At 62.2% G+C, this 15,517-nt stretch carries 14 protein-coding genes; 6 read left to right on the top strand and 8 right to left on the bottom strand.

Going from position 1 to position 15,517, the window contains the following annotated elements; all coding sequences use genetic code 11:
• Positions 1-185 precede the first annotated feature (185 nt).
• The 5 genes from FIU81_RS02425 to FIU81_RS02405 form a co-directional block, all read right to left on the bottom strand.
• Positions 186-943 (bottom strand): IS5 family transposase gene (locus FIU81_RS02425; protein ID WP_152460898.1). Its coding sequence is split into 2 segments (ribosomal slippage): positions 186-619 and positions 619-943, totalling 759 coding nucleotides; the frame shifts between segments, so codons are not numbered across the junction.
• A gap of 545 nt (positions 944-1,488) precedes the next feature.
• The gene (locus FIU81_RS02420) at positions 1,489-1,785 is read right to left on the bottom strand and encodes a hypothetical protein (RefSeq protein WP_124110911.1); all 297 of its coding nucleotides are present in this window, start codon (positions 1,783-1,785) and stop codon (positions 1,489-1,491) included.
• Between the two features lie 95 nt (positions 1,786-1,880).
• The gene (locus FIU81_RS02415; RefSeq protein WP_124110910.1) at positions 1,881-4,169 is read right to left on the bottom strand and encodes a glycosyl hydrolase family 28-related protein; all 2,289 of its coding nucleotides are present in this window, start codon (positions 4,167-4,169) and stop codon (positions 1,881-1,883) included.
• Positions 4,170-4,316: 147 nt separating this feature from the next.
• A complete protein-coding gene (locus FIU81_RS02410; RefSeq protein WP_124110909.1) occupies positions 4,317-4,715 on the bottom strand; it encodes a DUF4864 domain-containing protein in 399 nt (132 codons plus the stop codon).
• A gap of 162 nt (positions 4,716-4,877) precedes the next feature.
• A complete protein-coding gene (locus FIU81_RS02405; RefSeq protein WP_124110908.1) occupies positions 4,878-6,464 on the bottom strand; it encodes a lysine--tRNA ligase in 1,587 nt (528 codons plus the stop codon).
• A gap of 108 nt (positions 6,465-6,572) precedes the next feature.
• Here FIU81_RS02405 and FIU81_RS02400 point away from each other — a divergent pair, with 108 nt between their 5' ends.
• Positions 6,573-6,995 carry a tellurite resistance TerB family protein gene (locus tag FIU81_RS02400; RefSeq protein WP_124110907.1) on the top strand — a complete coding sequence of 141 codons (423 nt, stop codon included), beginning with the start codon at positions 6,573-6,575 and terminating at the stop codon, positions 6,993-6,995.
• 12 nt (positions 6,996-7,007) lie between these two features.
• Positions 7,008-7,184 carry a PLD nuclease N-terminal domain-containing protein gene (locus FIU81_RS02395; RefSeq protein WP_124110906.1) on the top strand — a complete coding sequence of 59 codons (177 nt, stop codon included), beginning with the start codon at positions 7,008-7,010 and terminating at the stop codon, positions 7,182-7,184.
• A 4-nt stretch (positions 7,185-7,188) separates the two neighbouring features.
• Here FIU81_RS02395 and dacB read toward each other — a convergent pair whose 3' ends face one another.
• A complete protein-coding gene (gene dacB / locus FIU81_RS02390) occupies positions 7,189-8,625 on the bottom strand; it encodes a D-alanyl-D-alanine carboxypeptidase/D-alanyl-D-alanine-endopeptidase (protein ID WP_124110905.1) in 1,437 nt (478 codons plus the stop codon).
• A gap of 102 nt (positions 8,626-8,727) precedes the next feature.
• Positions 8,728-9,324, bottom strand: a complete 597-nt coding sequence (locus FIU81_RS02385) for a nicotinate-nucleotide adenylyltransferase (protein ID WP_124110904.1) — start codon at positions 9,322-9,324, stop codon at positions 8,728-8,730.
• 218 nt (positions 9,325-9,542) lie between these two features.
• Here FIU81_RS02385 and ctaD point away from each other — a divergent pair, with 218 nt between their 5' ends.
• Positions 9,543-11,222 (top strand): cytochrome c oxidase subunit I, encoded by a 1,680-nt coding sequence (ctaD, locus tag FIU81_RS02380; RefSeq protein WP_124110903.1) that lies wholly within the window; start codon positions 9,543-9,545, stop codon positions 11,220-11,222.
• Positions 11,195-11,749 carry a DUF2244 domain-containing protein gene (locus FIU81_RS02375; RefSeq protein WP_320414786.1) on the top strand — a complete coding sequence of 185 codons (555 nt, stop codon included), beginning with the start codon at positions 11,195-11,197 and terminating at the stop codon, positions 11,747-11,749. The genes ctaD and FIU81_RS02375 overlap by 28 nt, the downstream gene beginning before the upstream one ends.
• Before the next feature lie 110 nt (positions 11,750-11,859).
• Here the strand turns inward: FIU81_RS02375 and FIU81_RS02370 are convergent, their stop codons facing one another.
• The gene (locus FIU81_RS02370; RefSeq protein ID WP_124110902.1) at positions 11,860-12,321 is read right to left on the bottom strand and encodes a GatB/YqeY domain-containing protein; all 462 of its coding nucleotides are present in this window, start codon (positions 12,319-12,321) and stop codon (positions 11,860-11,862) included.
• Positions 12,322-12,447: 126 nt separating this feature from the next.
• On the opposite strand from FIU81_RS02370, the gene carA reads away from it, so the two are divergent.
• A complete protein-coding gene (gene carA, locus FIU81_RS02365) occupies positions 12,448-13,596 on the top strand; it encodes a glutamine-hydrolyzing carbamoyl-phosphate synthase small subunit (protein ID WP_124110901.1) in 1,149 nt (382 codons plus the stop codon).
• A gap of 71 nt (positions 13,597-13,667) precedes the next feature.
• A complete protein-coding gene (locus FIU81_RS02360) occupies positions 13,668-15,509 on the top strand; it encodes a glycosyltransferase (RefSeq protein ID WP_124110900.1) in 1,842 nt (613 codons plus the stop codon).
• Positions 15,510-15,517 lie beyond the last annotated feature (8 nt).

Raw genomic sequence — 15,517 nt, 5'->3', positions numbered from 1 at the left:
GAATCGGTAGTAAGTAAACTTCGCAGATTCGAAGGAATGAAACTTTCAAGGATCCAAGACTTGGGTGGATGCCGAGCAGTCTTACCCTCTCTGGAAGATATTTCAGGCGTCCGGGAACTATACAAGAACTCTAGCGATCGCCATGAACTGATGCTGGATCGAGACTATATCGCTAGGCTCTGGACTCATAGCCAAAAGATGACGGCAGCGGCGAGGGCGATGGCTGAGAGGAAGACCGTGGGGCTTCTGTCGTAACGCGTGGCCACGCGTCTCCAGTCTTTCAGGCGACCGAACATGATCTCAATCCGGTTGCGCTTTCGGTAGCGGCGTTTGTCGTATTTGACCGGGGTGTCGCGTGACTTCCGGCCAGGGATGCAGGGCTTTATCTTCTTGTTGATAAGGTCTTCGCGGAACCAGTCCGCGTCGTATCCTCGGTCCCCCAAGAGCCAGTCGGCGTCCGGAAGACTGCTCAATAGAGCTCTGGCTCCAGTGTAATCGCTGGCCTGTCCCGCCGTCATGAAGAACCGGATAGGCCGCCCACACGCGTCCGTCACGGCGTGCAGCTTGGTGTTCATGCCGCCCTTCGTGCGTCCGATCAGGCGTCCACGCCCCCCTTTTTCGACCATAGACTCGAGGCCGTGCGATGCGCTTTCAGATACGTGGCGTCGATGGAGATCGTCTTGTTGTCGGGCGCCTCCGCCGCCAAGCCAGCCATGATCCGCGCGAACACGCCCATATCGCTCCACCGCTTCCAGCGGTTGTAAAGCGTCTTGTGGGGGCCATATTCACGCGGCGCATCTCGCCATCGCAAGCCATTGCGATTGATGAAGATAATGCCGCTCAGGACCCGTCGATCATCGACGCGGGGCACGCCATGGCTCTTGGGAAAGTAAGGCCGCAGCCGCTCCATCTGAGCCTCGCTCAGCCAGTATAGATCACTCATCACGCCCCCTTTGGTTCAGGGGCAGTGAATCACGCGGGCCGCAGAGCCTCAAGCAGATCAATGGGTCCTGACCCTAAACTCCTGACCAGCATTGAGGAAGACTTGGGAGCGTGTGCCGCGCTTCGTGCATACTCGGATTCACACCAAACTATTCAGCAGAAATCTCTGCCCGGATATACTCATTTTCTGGTCGAGGTAAATTACTACACCGCCAGAACAGTAATCACGGCATTTCGAGACATACTCACTGCAACCGATGCTTACGCGAAACGCGAATTAGAGATATCTCAAAGCGATCAACCCTTGGATGCCGTTTTGGTCGCCGCGCAAGACGTGAATAGCCTTGCGCGTGGATATCCAAACTATTTTCTGGACACGCAAGAGTTCACCGATCTCATTACCGAAATTTGTAATTAACTATTGTGTGCTCCAAGGGCTTACGGGGTGCAGCTTACAGCCAGAAAAGCAACCACCGCGGAACCAAAAGTAACGAAAGCGGCGCCGCCCTGTCGGACGACGCCACACACTCGTTAACCAAAGCCGCTTTACTGCGTGACTGCTTCGTCTTCGTCCGCTTCCGGAGCGGGCGAAACGTCGATTGTGGGAACGGTCACGTCGGATTCTTCGGTGCCGACGTCGATGTCCACGTCGGGCGTCGTGACCGTCTCTTCGGTGGTGCCGACATCGATGTCGCCGGTGGTTACGTCGGCCTCGGGCAGTTCACCACCCTCGACGCTGACTTCAGGCATATCGCCACCATCGACATCAACGTCGAGGAAGTACCACGCCAGCAATGCCACGACGATCACCGCGATGATCGCGGGAACCAAACCTTTTTTCATTTCTACTGTCCCATTAATAAGTCTTCAGGGAGCAAGACGCGCCAGACCGCGCGCGGGTTCCCGCGCACGGCCATTTTCTGTGGCGGAAGGTCGCATCAGTAGGGTTTATCGCAGCGCACTGTCAGCTGCACCTTGCCCTTCGCTGGCTTCGAGAAATGCAAGCGCACGAGATCGGAGTTGCTGCCCTCCACGGTGTCGCAGGCCGGCATTTCGTACAGCGTCGCCCCGCCATTGTCCCGAAGGCGCCCCACCGGAGCGATCGCGGGCACCGTGCGCGTCCAGCCGTTGAACGGCATCCAGCCACCGGGGGCCAGCGTCCACGTCTGCTGCGCGCTGTTTTGCGTAAACTCCAGCGTGACTGGGTTGATCGTGGCCTGATTGACGTTGTTGAACGTGTTGCCCGTCCATTCGATCGTGCGGAAGGCCGCGCGGTCGAGATCGGCGATAGAGGTGTCCACCGTTTCGACCCGCTCGTTCGAGCCGTTGATCGAACGGAACACATTACCGGTGACCGACAGTCCCTGAATATAGTGGCCGGGCCCGTAGGGTTTGATAATGATCCAAGCGAAGCTGCTGTTGGTATCGTTCGCGGTGAAGATATTGCCGGTGACGCTGAGCCCGCCGAAGGTGAATTCCGCGTTGAAGTCGGGATAGGCGTCGTGCTCGTTCGTCCAGATGATGGACGAGTTATCAAGGTAGTTGCCCGTGATGACCGACTTCACGTTGGGCTGCGTCAATACGATGCCACCAGTGCGCGGACTGTTGGTCAGGTTGTCGCCCTGGAACCAGTGGTTGCCCACGATCAGGTGGCCCGCGCCGTTCAGCACCATCGTCGTGCCCAACCGCTGAAACCGGCTGTCGCGGATCTTGGCGTCGTTCGCATTGACGTTGAACCCGACGGAGACGCGCTGCGTGGCGGCCACATCCTGCTCGGCAGAGATGAAGTGGCACCGGTCGATCTGCAGGTCCTGACAGGCCCGCCCGAAAGAGGTCAGACCGCGGTGGCTGGGCTTGGTGATGTGGCAGTCGCGCAGATGGAAGGTCTCGCCGTCCTGCGCCATCATGATGCCGCTGGCGCGCCCGTCCATCTGGAAGTCGATGGAGTCCAGCGTGAACTTCGACAGCTTGGTGAAGCGTCCGAAATCAAGGACGTAGCGGTAGCGGCTGAACGTGAAGGTCCGCCGTCCCGCGCCGCCATACAACGGCTGCGAGAGGTAGACGATCTTCGCGCCGACGTTGACGTCCTTCACGTAGACCTCGCGCCCGACACCCGCGCCGGTCACATGGGAACCGATCTCGATCTGCGCGGCATAGTTCACGTTGGTCAGGCGCCCGGCGTTCGAAGGATCGTAGCTGCCCGGTGACGTCACCCGACCCACGTCCCATGCCGGTCCAGGCTTGACGTTGAACTGGCCGTTGCGAATGACGCGCCGGATCTCGAACACGTCGCGGCCCGTGGCCTCTGCCATGTCGATGGGCGCATCCAGATCGACGCGCCGACCGCTCATGTCTAGGCTTTCGTGGTCGGAGTTGCCCAGAAGCGCCTGCGTCGCTTTCTTGAACGCCTCGACCTCGTCGCCAAACGCATCGATGTAGGTGGCCAGATCGAAGTTCTTGCGCAGCACGAACAGGTGGTTGCGGGGCTGGACGATCGTGCCTTCGAAGCGGATGCGCGTGTCGATGTAGACATCGCCATCCAGCAGGTAGGTGCCCTTGGGGACGATGATCTCGCGCCCGTCGCTGTCGGCATCGGCGGCGTTGAAGGCGGCGGTGTCGTTGGTCGTGCCATCACCGAACGCGCCGTAGTCGCGCACATCCACGATGGGCAGCATGTCGGCGATGAAGACAGAGGTGACATCCTCGATCTCGATATCGTCGATCCGGACGACCCCGCCGTTGGGACCGGTCAGGTCGATGCCGAAGAATCCGTATTGCGGGACAGAGCCCCAGGTCAAATCCACCCCGCCGCGACGGCCCGCACCGACGATGGCGCTGACCTCGACGACCTCTCCGTAGCCCTGAGGCGTAACAGAGGGGCCAGAGGTCGGAAGACCGCCAACGACGATATCGCTGCCGCGCGCAGGCGTGCCGCCGATGCGGATCGTCGGAATAGAACCGGAAATCACCCGCATCCGGGCCGTGACGCGCAGATAAGTACCGGGCAGGATCGGCGTACGGCCCATGTAGCGCACACGCTGCACGTTCGCGACCTTGCGCAACTCCAATGCACCGCCGAAGTCCTGATCGGCAGGCACGTAGGCCGCGTTCTGGTCCCCGGCATAGGTGGCGGATCCGGCGGTGCCATCATCCTTCGAATAGACATCCAGCCCGTCCGCGAACGGAGTCGGAGCCAGGACCAGGCCTTCGGTAATCACCTTGTTCATCGTGTTCCCTTCGCAAGCAGGCAAACGCAACGCGGCTGTTCCCAAAGGCATGGGACACCGCGTGGGCCGGACGAATGACCGGCATGTGCGAAGGGATAGGGGGCGGGGCTTAAAGCCCGCTCAAGCCACCGTCACGGTGGGTGCGTGTCAAACGCCGACAGCGGGGGCCGAAAGCATCTGTACGCCGTTGATCAGCCAAGCGTCACCATCTTGCAGCATCTCATATTCCAACGTGTGGAAAGCGCCGGATGCGTCCTGGATCATGACCTTCTGGCGCATCAGGGGCGGCTCGCCCTCCAGTTCCAGATAGGTCACGGCACCGGGGCGGTGGACCATGGGGTAGCCCTGCTGCACCATCGACCCGAAGTTCTGCGGCGTGCGGAACATGCCTTGTATCATGGGCGAGGCGTAGCTGAACGCCTGCCCGAAGTCGTCCGACTGGAAGGCCTCTAGCTGGGAAGAGATCACGCCCTCGATCTCTGCTTCTTGCGCTGCGGCGGGTAGAGCGGCGAGGCACAGGGCGATGGCGGCGATGAATGGACGCATGGGATCCTCCGGGTCAGCTCCACCAAGATACGTGACACGAACCGCCGAAGTTTCAAATCCGCGCGACACCACGCCGCCGTCAGGCTTTTGGCGTGCCTTGCGCCAGAGTATTTACGAAAAACAAAGAAGAGCCACCTGCTGCTTCTTTGTTTTTCTAAATACTCATTGGCCGCCGGCCAGCTTTCCCGCCAATGCGCTGTCGATCAGCGCGATGGTCTCTTGCACGCCGTAAAGCGCCACGAAGCCACCGAAGCGCGGGCCCTGGCTTTGGCCCAGCAGCACTTCGTAGAGCGCGGTGAACCAGTCGCGCAAAGGCTCGAACCCGTGGGCCTTGCCGACGGCGAAGACTTCGGATTGCAACGCTTCGGCGTCGAGGCCGCCGTCCCAGGCGACCAGCCGTGCGCGCAGGTCTTCGATGGCCGCGCGCTCGATGTCTGTCGGCAGGCGGAAGGTCTTCGCTGGTTTCACGAAGTCATTGTAGTAGCGCACCGCGTAGCCCGCGGCGGCATCCAGTTGCGGATGCGTGTCCGGCCCGGCGTCCGGCGCGTAGCGCTGGATGAAGCCCCAAAGCTGCCCCTTCTCCTCTGCCCCCGACACCGACGCGAGGTTCAGCAGCATCGCGAAGGGCACGACCATGTCAGAGGCGGGCACGTCGCCCCCGTGAATATGCGTCACCGGGTTGTTCAGCCGTTGCGCCGCGTCCTGATCGGGATAGGCGCGCAGTTGCTGATGATATTCGTCCACGGCCTTGGGGATCACGTCGAAATGTAGCCGCTTGGCGGTCTTCGGTTTGAGATACATGAAGTAAGACAGCGACTCCGGCGACGCGTAGGTCAGCCAGTCTTGCATGGACAGGCCGTTGCCTTTGGATTTGCTGATCTTCTGGCCCTCGGCATCAAGGAACAGCTCGTAGGTCAGCGTTTCCGGTCCCGGACCGCCCAGCGCGCGGCAAATCTTGCCCGCTTGCACGTTCGAATCGATCAGGTCCTTGCCCGACATCTCGTAGTCCACGCCCAAAGCATACCAGCGCATGGCCCAGTCGGGCTTCCACTGCATCTTCACGTTGCCGCCGGTGACGGGCACTTCAATGCGCTCTCCATCGGGTTCTTCGTAGACGATGGTGCCCGCCGCCACGTTCCGCTCCAGCGTGGGGACCTGCAGGACGTGGCCAGTCTTGGGGCTAACCGGCAGGAACGGCGAATAGGTCGCGCGGCGGTCAGGGCCGAGCGTGGGCAGCATGATCTCCATGATCTGCTCGTAGCATTCCAGCGCGCGCATCAGGGCCGCGTCGAAGCGGCCGGATGTGTAGTATGCGGTGGAGGACGCGAAATCGTATTCGAACCCGAACCCATCCAGGAACGCGCGCAGACGCGCATTGTTATGTGCGCCGAAGCTGTCGTGGGTGCCGAAAGGATCGCGCACGCGGGTCAGGGGCAGGTTCAGATCCTCTTCTACCTGCTCCTTGTTGGGCACATTGCCCGGCACCTTCCGCAAGCCGTCCATGTCATCCGAAAAGCAGATCAGCTTGGTGGGGATGTCGCTGATGATCTCGAACGCGCGGCGCACCATGGTCGTGCGTGCGACTTCGCCGAAGGTGCCGATGTGCGGCAGGCCCGAGGGCCCGTAGCCGGTCTCGAAAAGCGCGTAGCCCTTCTCTGGCGGGCGCTTTTCGAACCGTTTGACCAGCTTGCGCGCCTCTTCGAACGGCCAAGCCTTCGATTGCAGGGCGGTATCGCGCAGGTCAGTCATGGAATGCTCCGGGTGGGTGATCAGGCCGCACGAGTATTGCCGAAGGGGCGCATCGTCAATTAATGTCCGCATGTGCCCCGGACCCACCCTGTATCGAAGGTGACTCCCATGTCTGACACTGCACGGATAGAGACGGCGCAAGATTGCCTCGTGGCGCTGATGATCGCGACGTCCGCATCGGACGAAAACCTGCGCACGTCAGAGCTTGTGACGATCGAGCGGATCGTGAACCACCTGCCGGTCTTCGCCGATTTCGACCAGCAGCGCATCGCCGAGATCGCAGAGGTCGTGTTCGACCTGTTCTCGGAAGAGGACGGGCTGGACGATCTGTTCGCCCTCATCCGCAAATATCTGCCCGCGCAGCTGTTCGAGACCGCCTACGCCTTGTCATGCGACGTGGCCGCCGCAGATGGTGTGTTGGGCGACACAGAGATGCGGTTCCTGGAAGAAATGCGCTGGGAACTGGAGATCACGCGCCTGCACGCCGCCGCAATCGAACGTGGTGCGCGCGCCCGCCACATGACTGTCTGAAGGAGCATCTCTATGCGCGAGATCATCGGCCTCATTATCTTCGTCGCCAGCGTCTACGCGCTGTATCAGGTCATCACGTCGAATGCGACGACGGGCAAGAAGATCCTGTGGTGTCTTGGCATCCTGATCTTCCCGGTTCTGGGCTTCATCGTATGGTATTTCGCCGGGCCGAAGAAGGCTGCCGTCTAGGCGCTCAGGTCAGGTAAAGCTTGCCCCAGCGGTCGATCAGTGCGCGCTGCATGATTTTGGCACGGCCGTTCCACCACGATCCACCCTCGGGCTTTTCACGTTGTGCAACGGTCAGAGCGTCGCGGCGCGGGATGTCGCCGCACATGATCGAAAAGGCGAGCGGCCCACCCGCGGGGCCGGACACGTAGCCCGTCAGCGCGCTGACGAAGTTCAGCGTGCCGGTCTTCGCGTCGACGGTGAAATCGTCCCCATCCAGAGCAAAGGGCTTCATCAGCGCCCGCAGCGCGCCATCCGGTCCCGCGCCGACCATGGCGCGCACCATGTCCGTCGCGGTGACGCGGCTGTCGTCGCCAAGGCCGGAGTGGTCTTCCAGATCAACCGCGCGCATCCCGTAGGTTTCGCGCAGCCAGCCGTTCATGCGATCGGCCGACTCGGCCAGGCTATCCACCGGGCCAAGGGTGCTGGACGCGGATAGCCCCATCACCTCTGCCGTCAGATTGGTAGAATAAGTCATCATGTCGCGCAGTAGATCAGGCAGCGGGTCGCTGGTGCGCGAGTGCAAAGTTTCGCCCTCGTCGGACTCGGCGGTCTCTATGCTCCCGGCAGCGATGATACCGTGCGAGCGCAGCAGCGTCTGAAAGACCTCTCCAGCGTAGTGAGCCGGATCGCGCACGGGCAGCCAGCGCGCACCGGCATTGCCCAGGGCGCCCCGTGCCACCGTCCACTCGTCATAGGCGTCCGAGCGCGCGTAGGTGTAGATTGGCGACGACCGGTCCACTACCTGCATCCGCGCCATTTGCACAGGCGGAACGGCATTGGCGGAGCGGGCATCCATCGTGACGTCGTAACTGCCGCCCTTACGCGACCAGCCGAAATGCACCCGGTTGAAGTTCAAGTTCAGACCAGAGACGGCGGGATTGTAGCCCACGTGGTCGGGCTGCTCGCGGTCGATCTCGTGCAGGTCAGGCAGCGCGCCGGACCAGACCTTCAGGTTTCCTGCAACCTCGCGAACGCCCATGTCCTTCAGGGCCGAGGCCATCTCCATCAGGGCATCGGTGTCCAGCGTGGGATCGCCACCGCCCGCAAGCACCAGATCGCCGTCGATCCGACCGTCGACGACAGGCCCGGTGGCCAGCAGCCGCGTCGTGAACCGATGGGTGGGGCCAAGACGCTCCAAGGCCCAGAGCGTCGTCAGCGCTTTCGCGGTCGAAGCGGGCGGCAGGGGCAGAAGGGGCTGGTGTGCCTCGATGATCCGGCCGGTGTTAGCGTCGGCAACCGCGAAGGCCACATCGCCAGAAAGGTTCGCTTCCGACAGGATATCCTCGACCGACGGAACGAACCGCTTGAACAGATCGTCGCCGCGCAGGATCGGGCGCAGGCTGGTCTCTGGCGGCGCGGCAGCGGCACGAGTGGCGCCAAGGCTCGCCAGTCCCGCGATCATGGTCCGTCTTGTCAGCAAAAGTCAGCCTTCCTCGTCAACGTAACAACTCTACAGCCCGCTTAGGCAGGCGTTCAACAGGCTGTCGGCACTTGATTAATCACATCAGTGTTTCCAGGTTCCCGCCGCCCGCAGCGCGGAGGAGGACTCTTGGCGCATCGGGATGTTCACGAAAGACCAGGCCGGAGCATCCACAGAAGCCAGAATGCCGGGCGACACACGATAGCATGATAGCGCGCGGGCGGCGGGCGATCGCAGCGCGCGTATACGGTCTCCGGGGCGGGCCAAAACGCCCATGGGAACCCGTGACGCGATCTCTTGCCAGCGGTCCCAGCGATGGAACTGCGCCAGATTGTCCGCGCCCATCAGCCAGACGAATCGTGTGCGGTGATAGCGCGCTTGGAGGGCCGCGATGGTCTCGACGGTCAGCCGTGTGCCCAGACGCGACTCCAAGTCGGTGATGCGGACGCGCGGATGGCCCATGACCCTGCGCGCGGCTTCAAGCCGGGTCTGAAGCGCAGCCGGCGCGTCGGGTTTCAGCGGATTGCCTGGAGAGACGAGCCACCACACCTGCGCCAATCCGAACCGACGCAATGCCGCGCGGGTGATCGCGACGTGACCGGCGTGGGCCGGATCGAACGACCCGCCCAACAGGCCGATCACTTGGTCTGCCCCGGTCATGGGCCACCCGGGGCCGTTCATGTCGCAATTCCAGTCATTTCGCTTGGATGACGCGACCGCGCCGCAACCGCAAGCACCTCGACGAGCGGGATCTCCGACAAAACGTATTCAATATCTGGAAGATGTGCCAAAACGTATCATTGCCCCTTGGCGGTGTTCTGCCTAAAAGCCGAAACAACGCTGCGTGGACCTCGGCCCGCCTGCGTCAAAAACAATGATCGGGAACTCAGGAGGCACGCATGGCTGACGCAGCCGTCCACGGCCATGACGGACACGAAGACAACCGGGGGTTCTTCACCCGGTGGTTCATGTCTACGAATCACAAAGACATCGGTATTCTGTACCTCTTCACCGCCGGACTGACGGGCTTCATTTCTGTTGCCTTCACCGTCTACATGCGGATGGAGCTGATGGAACCGGGCGTCCAGTACATGTGCATGGAAGGTGCGCGGCTTCTGCCCGCCGCCATCGAGAATTGCACGCCCAACGGCCACCTGTGGAACGTGATGATCACGGCCCACGGCATCCTGATGATGTTCTTCGTGGTTATTCCCGCGCTCTTCGGCGGTTTCGGCAACTATCTGATGCCGCTGCAGATCGGCGCGCCGGACATGGCGTTCCCGCGTCTGAACAACCTGTCGTACTGGCTGTTCGTCGCAGGCTCTACGCTGGCGGTGGCCTCGGTGTTCAGCCCTGGCGGCAATGGCCAGCTTGGGTCCGGCATCGGATGGGTGCTCTACCCACCCCTGTCCACGACCGAGGGCGGCTATTCGACCGACTTGGCGATCTTCGCCGTACACGTCTCGGGCGCGTCGTCGATCTTGGGCGCGATCAACATGATTACCACCTTCCTGAACATGCGTGCCCCCGGCATGACCCTGTTCAAGGTGCCGCTGTTCTCGTGGTCGATCTTCGTAACCGCGTGGCTGATCCTTCTGGCCCTGCCCGTTCTGGCCGGCGCGATCACCATGCTGCTGACCGACCGTAACTTCGGCACGACGTTCTTCGATCCGTCGGGCGGTGGTGACCCGGTCCTGTATCAGCACATCCTGTGGTTCTTCGGGCACCCAGAGGTGTATATCGTCGTGCTGCCGGGCTTCGGCATCATCAGCCACATCATCTCTACCTTCAGCCGCAAGCCGATCTTCGGTTACCTGCCGATGGTGTGGGCGCTGATCGCCATCGGCGTGCTCGGCTTCGTCGTTTGGGCGCACCACATGTATACGGTGGGCATGTCGCTGACGCAGCAGTCCTACTTCATGCTGGCGACCATGGTGATCGCGGTGCCCACGGGCATCAAGATCTTCTCGTGGATCGCGACCATGTGGGGCGGTTCGGTCGAATTGAAGACCCCGATGCTCTGGGCCTTCGGCTTTCTGGTGCTGTTCACTGCCGGTGGTGTGACTGGCATCGTGCTGTCCCAAGCCGCTATCGACCGCGCCTATCACGACACCTACTACGTCGTGGCGCACTTCCACTACGTGATGAGCCTTGGAGCCGTGTTCGCCATCTTCGCGGGCATCTACTTCTACTTCCCGAAGTTCACCGGCAAGATGATCCCGGAGTGGATCGGCAAGACCCATTTCTGGGCGATGTTCATCGGCTCCAACATCACCTTCTTCCCCCAGCACTTCCTGGGACGTCAGGGGATGCCGCGCCGTTACATCGACTACCCGGACGCCTTCGCGCTGTGGCACTACGTGTCGTCGATCGGTGCGTTCCTGTCCTTCGCGTCGTTCGTATTCTTCATCATTGCGATCTTCTGGGTGATCATCAAAGTGCCGCGCACCGCGCCTGCCAATCCGTGGACGCCTTGGGCCGACACGCTGGAGTGGACGCTGCCTTCGCCGCCGCCTGAACACACCTTCGAGACGCTTCCCAAGCGCGAAGAGTGGGACAAGGCCCCCGCGCATCACTGATGCCGGTAGAGTGGCTTGACCGAACGCAGGAGGCCCCGGCACAGTCCGGGGCCTTCTCGCATCAGGGGGGACATCCCTATGCGCGCCTGCGCCTTTGGCCCAACCGGTCACTGCCGGTGGCAGGCTTCGCGGGGATCATGGCGTTCTGCGCACTGATGTTTTTGGTGCCCCTACTCCCCCTGATCGGCACGCCGGTCTTCTGGGGATTGCTGCCCTTCCTGCTGGCAGCCCTGGCGGCGCTGTACCTGTTCATTATGCGCAACTACCGCGACGGGCAGTTGGTCGAGGAACTGACAATCTGGTCCGATCTTCTGTCACTTGAACGCACGAATCCGCGCGGTCCCGTCCAGACGTGGCAAGGCAACCCGCATTGGACCCGCATGCGGCTGCACGACAAACCGATCGAGAATTACATCACACTTTCAGGATCGGGCCGGGACGTAGAGCTTGGGGCGTTTCTCTCGCCCGAAGAACGCGAGGCGCTTTTCGACGACTTGGACCGTTTGCTCAAGCGACTGCCGGCGTAGGTGCACTTCAACCGACGAAGACGGATGGCATTGTTCACAACGGGAACCGTGCCCAAACAGATTACAGACTTCTACACAGCAGCCCCGGCACAAAGCCGGGACGCTGCGGCTCAGCCCAGTCGCGCCTTTAGCTTCGGGCCAACGGCACCGAAGTCCATTTGGCCCGTGTAGCGATCCTTCAGAACCCCCATCACCCGGCCCATGTCGCGAATCGAGCTCGCACCCGTCTCGGCGATGGCCTTGTCGACCGCAGCAGCAACTTCATCGTCATCCAACTGACGCGGCAGGAAGTCCTCGATGATCCCGATTTCCTCGCGCTCGCTTTCCGCAAGCTCAAGCCGCCCACCCTCTTCGTAGGCGCGCGCGCTTTCCTGACGCTGCTTGATCATGCGCCCCAGAATCTGGCGCACCTCCAAGTCCGTAACGCCGTCGGGGCCGTCATCCGTTCCGCGCGCGGCGATGTCGCGATCCTTGATCGCGGCGTTGATCAGCCGCAGGGTCGACAGACGCGCGGTCTGACGCTCTTTCATTGCGGTCTTCATGGCGGTCGTGATGCGCTCGCGCAGGTCCATCGGAATGCTCCTTTCGGGATCAGCGGCATGTAAGCGTCCACCGCCCGTGCCGCAAGCGCCGCTTGACCGGACCCGGCCTTCTCCATACATCGCGATGGATTTGCGCCGCAGCCGAAGGTTCATCCCATGCCCCGCCAGACACCCACTGCCTGCCTTGCCCTAGCCGATGGAACGATCTTTCAGGGCCGCGGCTTCGGGGCGACCGGGCAGAGCACTGCCGAGTTGTGCTTCAACACCGCGATGACCGGCTATCAAGAAATCATGACCGATCCGTCCTACGCAGGGCAGATCGTGACCTTCACCTTCCCGCATATCGGCAACACCGGCGTCACGCCCGAGGATGACGAGACCGCGATCCCCTTCGCGGACGGTATGGTGGTGAAGTGGGACCCGACAGCCGCGTCGAATTGGCGCGCGGCAGAGGAACTGGACGCGTGGCTGACACGCCACGGCAAGATCGGTATCGGCGGCATCGACACGCGCCGGCTGACCCGAGCGATCCGCCAGCAAGGCGCGCCGCATGTGGCGCTGGCCCACGATCCCGACGGGAAGTTCGATATACAGGCGCTGGTCGCCGCCGCGCGTGATTTCGCCGGGCTTGAAGGCCGCGATCTGGCCAAGGATGTGTCCTGTATTCAATCCTATCGCTGGGACGAAATGCGGTGGGCCTGGCCCGAAGGCTACCTCAAGCGCGAGACGCCCGGTCACAAGGTGGTCGCGATCGACTATGGGGCCAAGCGTAACATCCTGCGCTGCCTTGCCAGCGCGGGCTGCGATGTGACCGTGCTGCCGGCGACCGCCACGGCGCAAGATATCTTGGACCAGAACCCTGCTGGCTTGTTCCTGTCGAATGGGCCCGGCGACCCGGCAGCCACGGGGGCCTACGCCGTGCCGATGTTGAAAGAGGTGATGGAGAAATCCGACATGCCGATCTTCGGCATTTGCCTTGGGCACCAACTTCTGGCGCTGGCACTGGGCGCGAAGACGCAGAAGATGAACCACGGACACCACGGCGCGAACCATCCTGTTAAGGAACTGGCGACCGGCAAAGTGGAAATCACGTCGATGAACCATGGATTTACGGTGGATGCACAGTCACTGCCTGCCGGGGTGGAACAGACGCATGTATCGCTCTTCGACGGTTCGAATTGCGGAATACGCGTGTCCGACCGGCCGATCTGGTCGGTTCAGCACCACCCCGAAGCCAGCCCCGGCCCGCAGGACAGCTTTTACCTGTTCGAGCGGTTCGCGAAGGCGATGGACGACGCCGCCTGACTCTGAGGCATTAACACTACGTTAAGGTTAAGGCGCTAGTCGGTGAGAGTCCAAGGACTCTGTATCATCGAATGTCGATACTCGACCAAAAATCACTCGACCCGCAACGCGCGCACCCCGCGACCCTAAGCGAGCGCCTTGTCTCTACCGGCGCTATCGACGCCGAAACGCACCGCTGGGCGCTGGACCGTCGGCGCAAGCTATCTGGAACGCTTGCCGACATCCTGCTCCGGCACGGCAACATCGATGATGTCGTTCTTCGTGATGCGCTTGCTGCCTTGCACGACCTTCCTGTGCGCGACGGCTCCACGCCCAGCCCCGATGCCGCCGCGATTGATCGACTTGGAGCGGCGTTCTGCGCGCGACACCGAATCGTGCCCCTTCGCAATGCTGGCGCGTCGGTTCCGATCCTGTGCGTCGATCCACATCAGTTTGACGGACTGCGCCCCTACCTCGAAGCCGCGCTAAATGCTTGGTGCCAACCGATCCTCGACACCGAGACACGGCTGACGGAAGTGCTGATGCGCTACGCCGGTCCTCCCCTCGCAGACCGCGCAGAAACGCGCAGTCCAGCCGCGCAAAGCTGCCGGCATATGGTGGCCGCCCCCGTCCGGGCCATGGCGCTGCTGGCTGCACTGATCGCCGGGATCGCTGTCGCGCCCGCCAGCGCTATCGTTGTGGGGTCTTGGATGGCGCTCTGCGTGCTGTCCGTGAACGGCGCCTTGTTACTCTTTGCCGTGGTGTCGCGGCTAAGACGTCCACCGAAACTTAAGGCCAGCCCACGCCTTGCGCGATATCCGGTCGTGTCAATCCTGCTGCCATTGTTCAAGGAACAGGACATCGCGGCGATCCTTGTCGATCGGATCGCCAAGCTGGATTACCCGCGCGAACTTCTGGATATCTGCCTTCTGATCGAGGAAAGCGACGCCGTGACCGCGCGCACCTTAGCCGAAACCGAATTGCCGCCATGGGTCCGCGTCCTGCGTGTCGCGCCCGGCGGCGTGCAGACCAAACCGCGTGCGATGAACCTTGCGTTGGATTTCTGCCGTGGCGCCATCATCGGTATCTACGACGCCGAGGACGCGCCTGCGCCCGATCAGATCCACCGCGTCGTGCACCAGTTCGCCCGGTCCGGGCCACGGGTCGCGGCGTTACAGGGGCGGCTGGCGTTCTACAACGCACGCGCGACGTGGCTGACCCGGTGCTTCTTTCTGGACTATGCGACGTGGTTTTCGCTGATCCTTCCTGCGATCAGGCGGTTGGACTGGGCCGTGCCTTTGGGCGGGACGACTGTGTTCTTGCGGCGCGGGCCGCTGGAAGAGGTCGGCGGCTGGGACGCGCACAATGTGACCGAAGACGCCGATCTTGGTCTTCGGCTTACGCGCGCGGGTTACCGCACCGACCTTTTAGACAGCACCACGATGGAGGAAGCGACCGCCAGCCCCCGCGCCTGGATCAAGCAGCGGTCGCGCTGGCAAAAGGGCTACGCGCTGACTTGGGCCGCGCATATGCGCAGCCCGCTATTGCTTTGGCGTGATCTGGGGGCGTGGCGATTTCTGGGTATGCAGGTGCTGTTCTTGGGCTCGTTGCTGTCTGCCGCTACGGCGCCCTTCCTATGGCTGTTCTGGCTGCCCGTCGCTGGCATCTCGCACCCTTTCTTCGACGGATTGTCGGGGAGCGGCGTCGTAACAGTCATGGTCGTGATGGCAGGCTATTTCATGCTCAACGCCATGGCGCAGGCGCTCGCGACCTGCCGAATGGGCCGCCCCGGTCTGATCGCGGCAATCCCACTAACGCAGCTTTACTTCCCGATGGCGACGATTGCGCTTGTGAAGGCCATCGCCGAATTGGCCTATCGTCCGTTCTTCTGGGACAAGACCGCCCATGGCGTCACGGCACCGGACGATTCTTAGCGAGCCGG

Origin of the sequence: Palleronia sp. THAF1 (assembly GCF_009363795.1) — a bacterium.
Taxonomy (GTDB): domain Bacteria; phylum Pseudomonadota; class Alphaproteobacteria; order Rhodobacterales; family Rhodobacteraceae; genus Palleronia.
This window is presented reverse-complemented; position numbering and strand designations above follow the sequence as displayed.

Bases quoted from the DNA above. Each gene is read 5' to 3' on its own strand.
- ctaD (WP_124110903.1), top strand. From the start codon at position 9,543: ATGGCTGACGCAGCCGTCCACGGCCATGACGGACACGAAGACAACCGG.
- FIU81_RS02360 (WP_124110900.1), top strand. From the start codon at position 13,668: ATGTCGATACTCGACCAAAAATCACTCGACCCGCAACGCGCGCACCCC.
- dacB (WP_124110905.1), bottom strand. From the start codon at position 8,625: ATGATCGCGGGACTGGCGAGCCTTGGCGCCACTCGTGCCGCTGCCGCG.
- FIU81_RS02410 (WP_124110909.1), bottom strand. From the start codon at position 4,715: ATGCGTCCATTCATCGCCGCCATCGCCCTGTGCCTCGCCGCTCTACCC.
- FIU81_RS02420 (WP_124110911.1), bottom strand. From the start codon at position 1,785: ATGAAAAAAGGTTTGGTTCCCGCGATCATCGCGGTGATCGTCGTGGCA.
- FIU81_RS02385 (WP_124110904.1), bottom strand. From the start codon at position 9,324: ATGAACGGCCCCGGGTGGCCCATGACCGGGGCAGACCAAGTGATCGGC.
- FIU81_RS02370 (WP_124110902.1), bottom strand. From the start codon at position 12,321: ATGGACCTGCGCGAGCGCATCACGACCGCCATGAAGACCGCAATGAAA.
- carA (WP_124110901.1), top strand. From the start codon at position 12,448: ATGCCCCGCCAGACACCCACTGCCTGCCTTGCCCTAGCCGATGGAACG.
- FIU81_RS02400 (WP_124110907.1), top strand. From the start codon at position 6,573: ATGTCTGACACTGCACGGATAGAGACGGCGCAAGATTGCCTCGTGGCG.
- FIU81_RS02405 (WP_124110908.1), bottom strand. From the start codon at position 6,464: ATGACTGACCTGCGCGATACCGCCCTGCAATCGAAGGCTTGGCCGTTC.
- FIU81_RS02395 (WP_124110906.1), top strand. From the start codon at position 7,008: ATGCGCGAGATCATCGGCCTCATTATCTTCGTCGCCAGCGTCTACGCG.
- FIU81_RS02415 (WP_124110910.1), bottom strand. From the start codon at position 4,169: ATGAACAAGGTGATTACCGAAGGCCTGGTCCTGGCTCCGACTCCGTTC.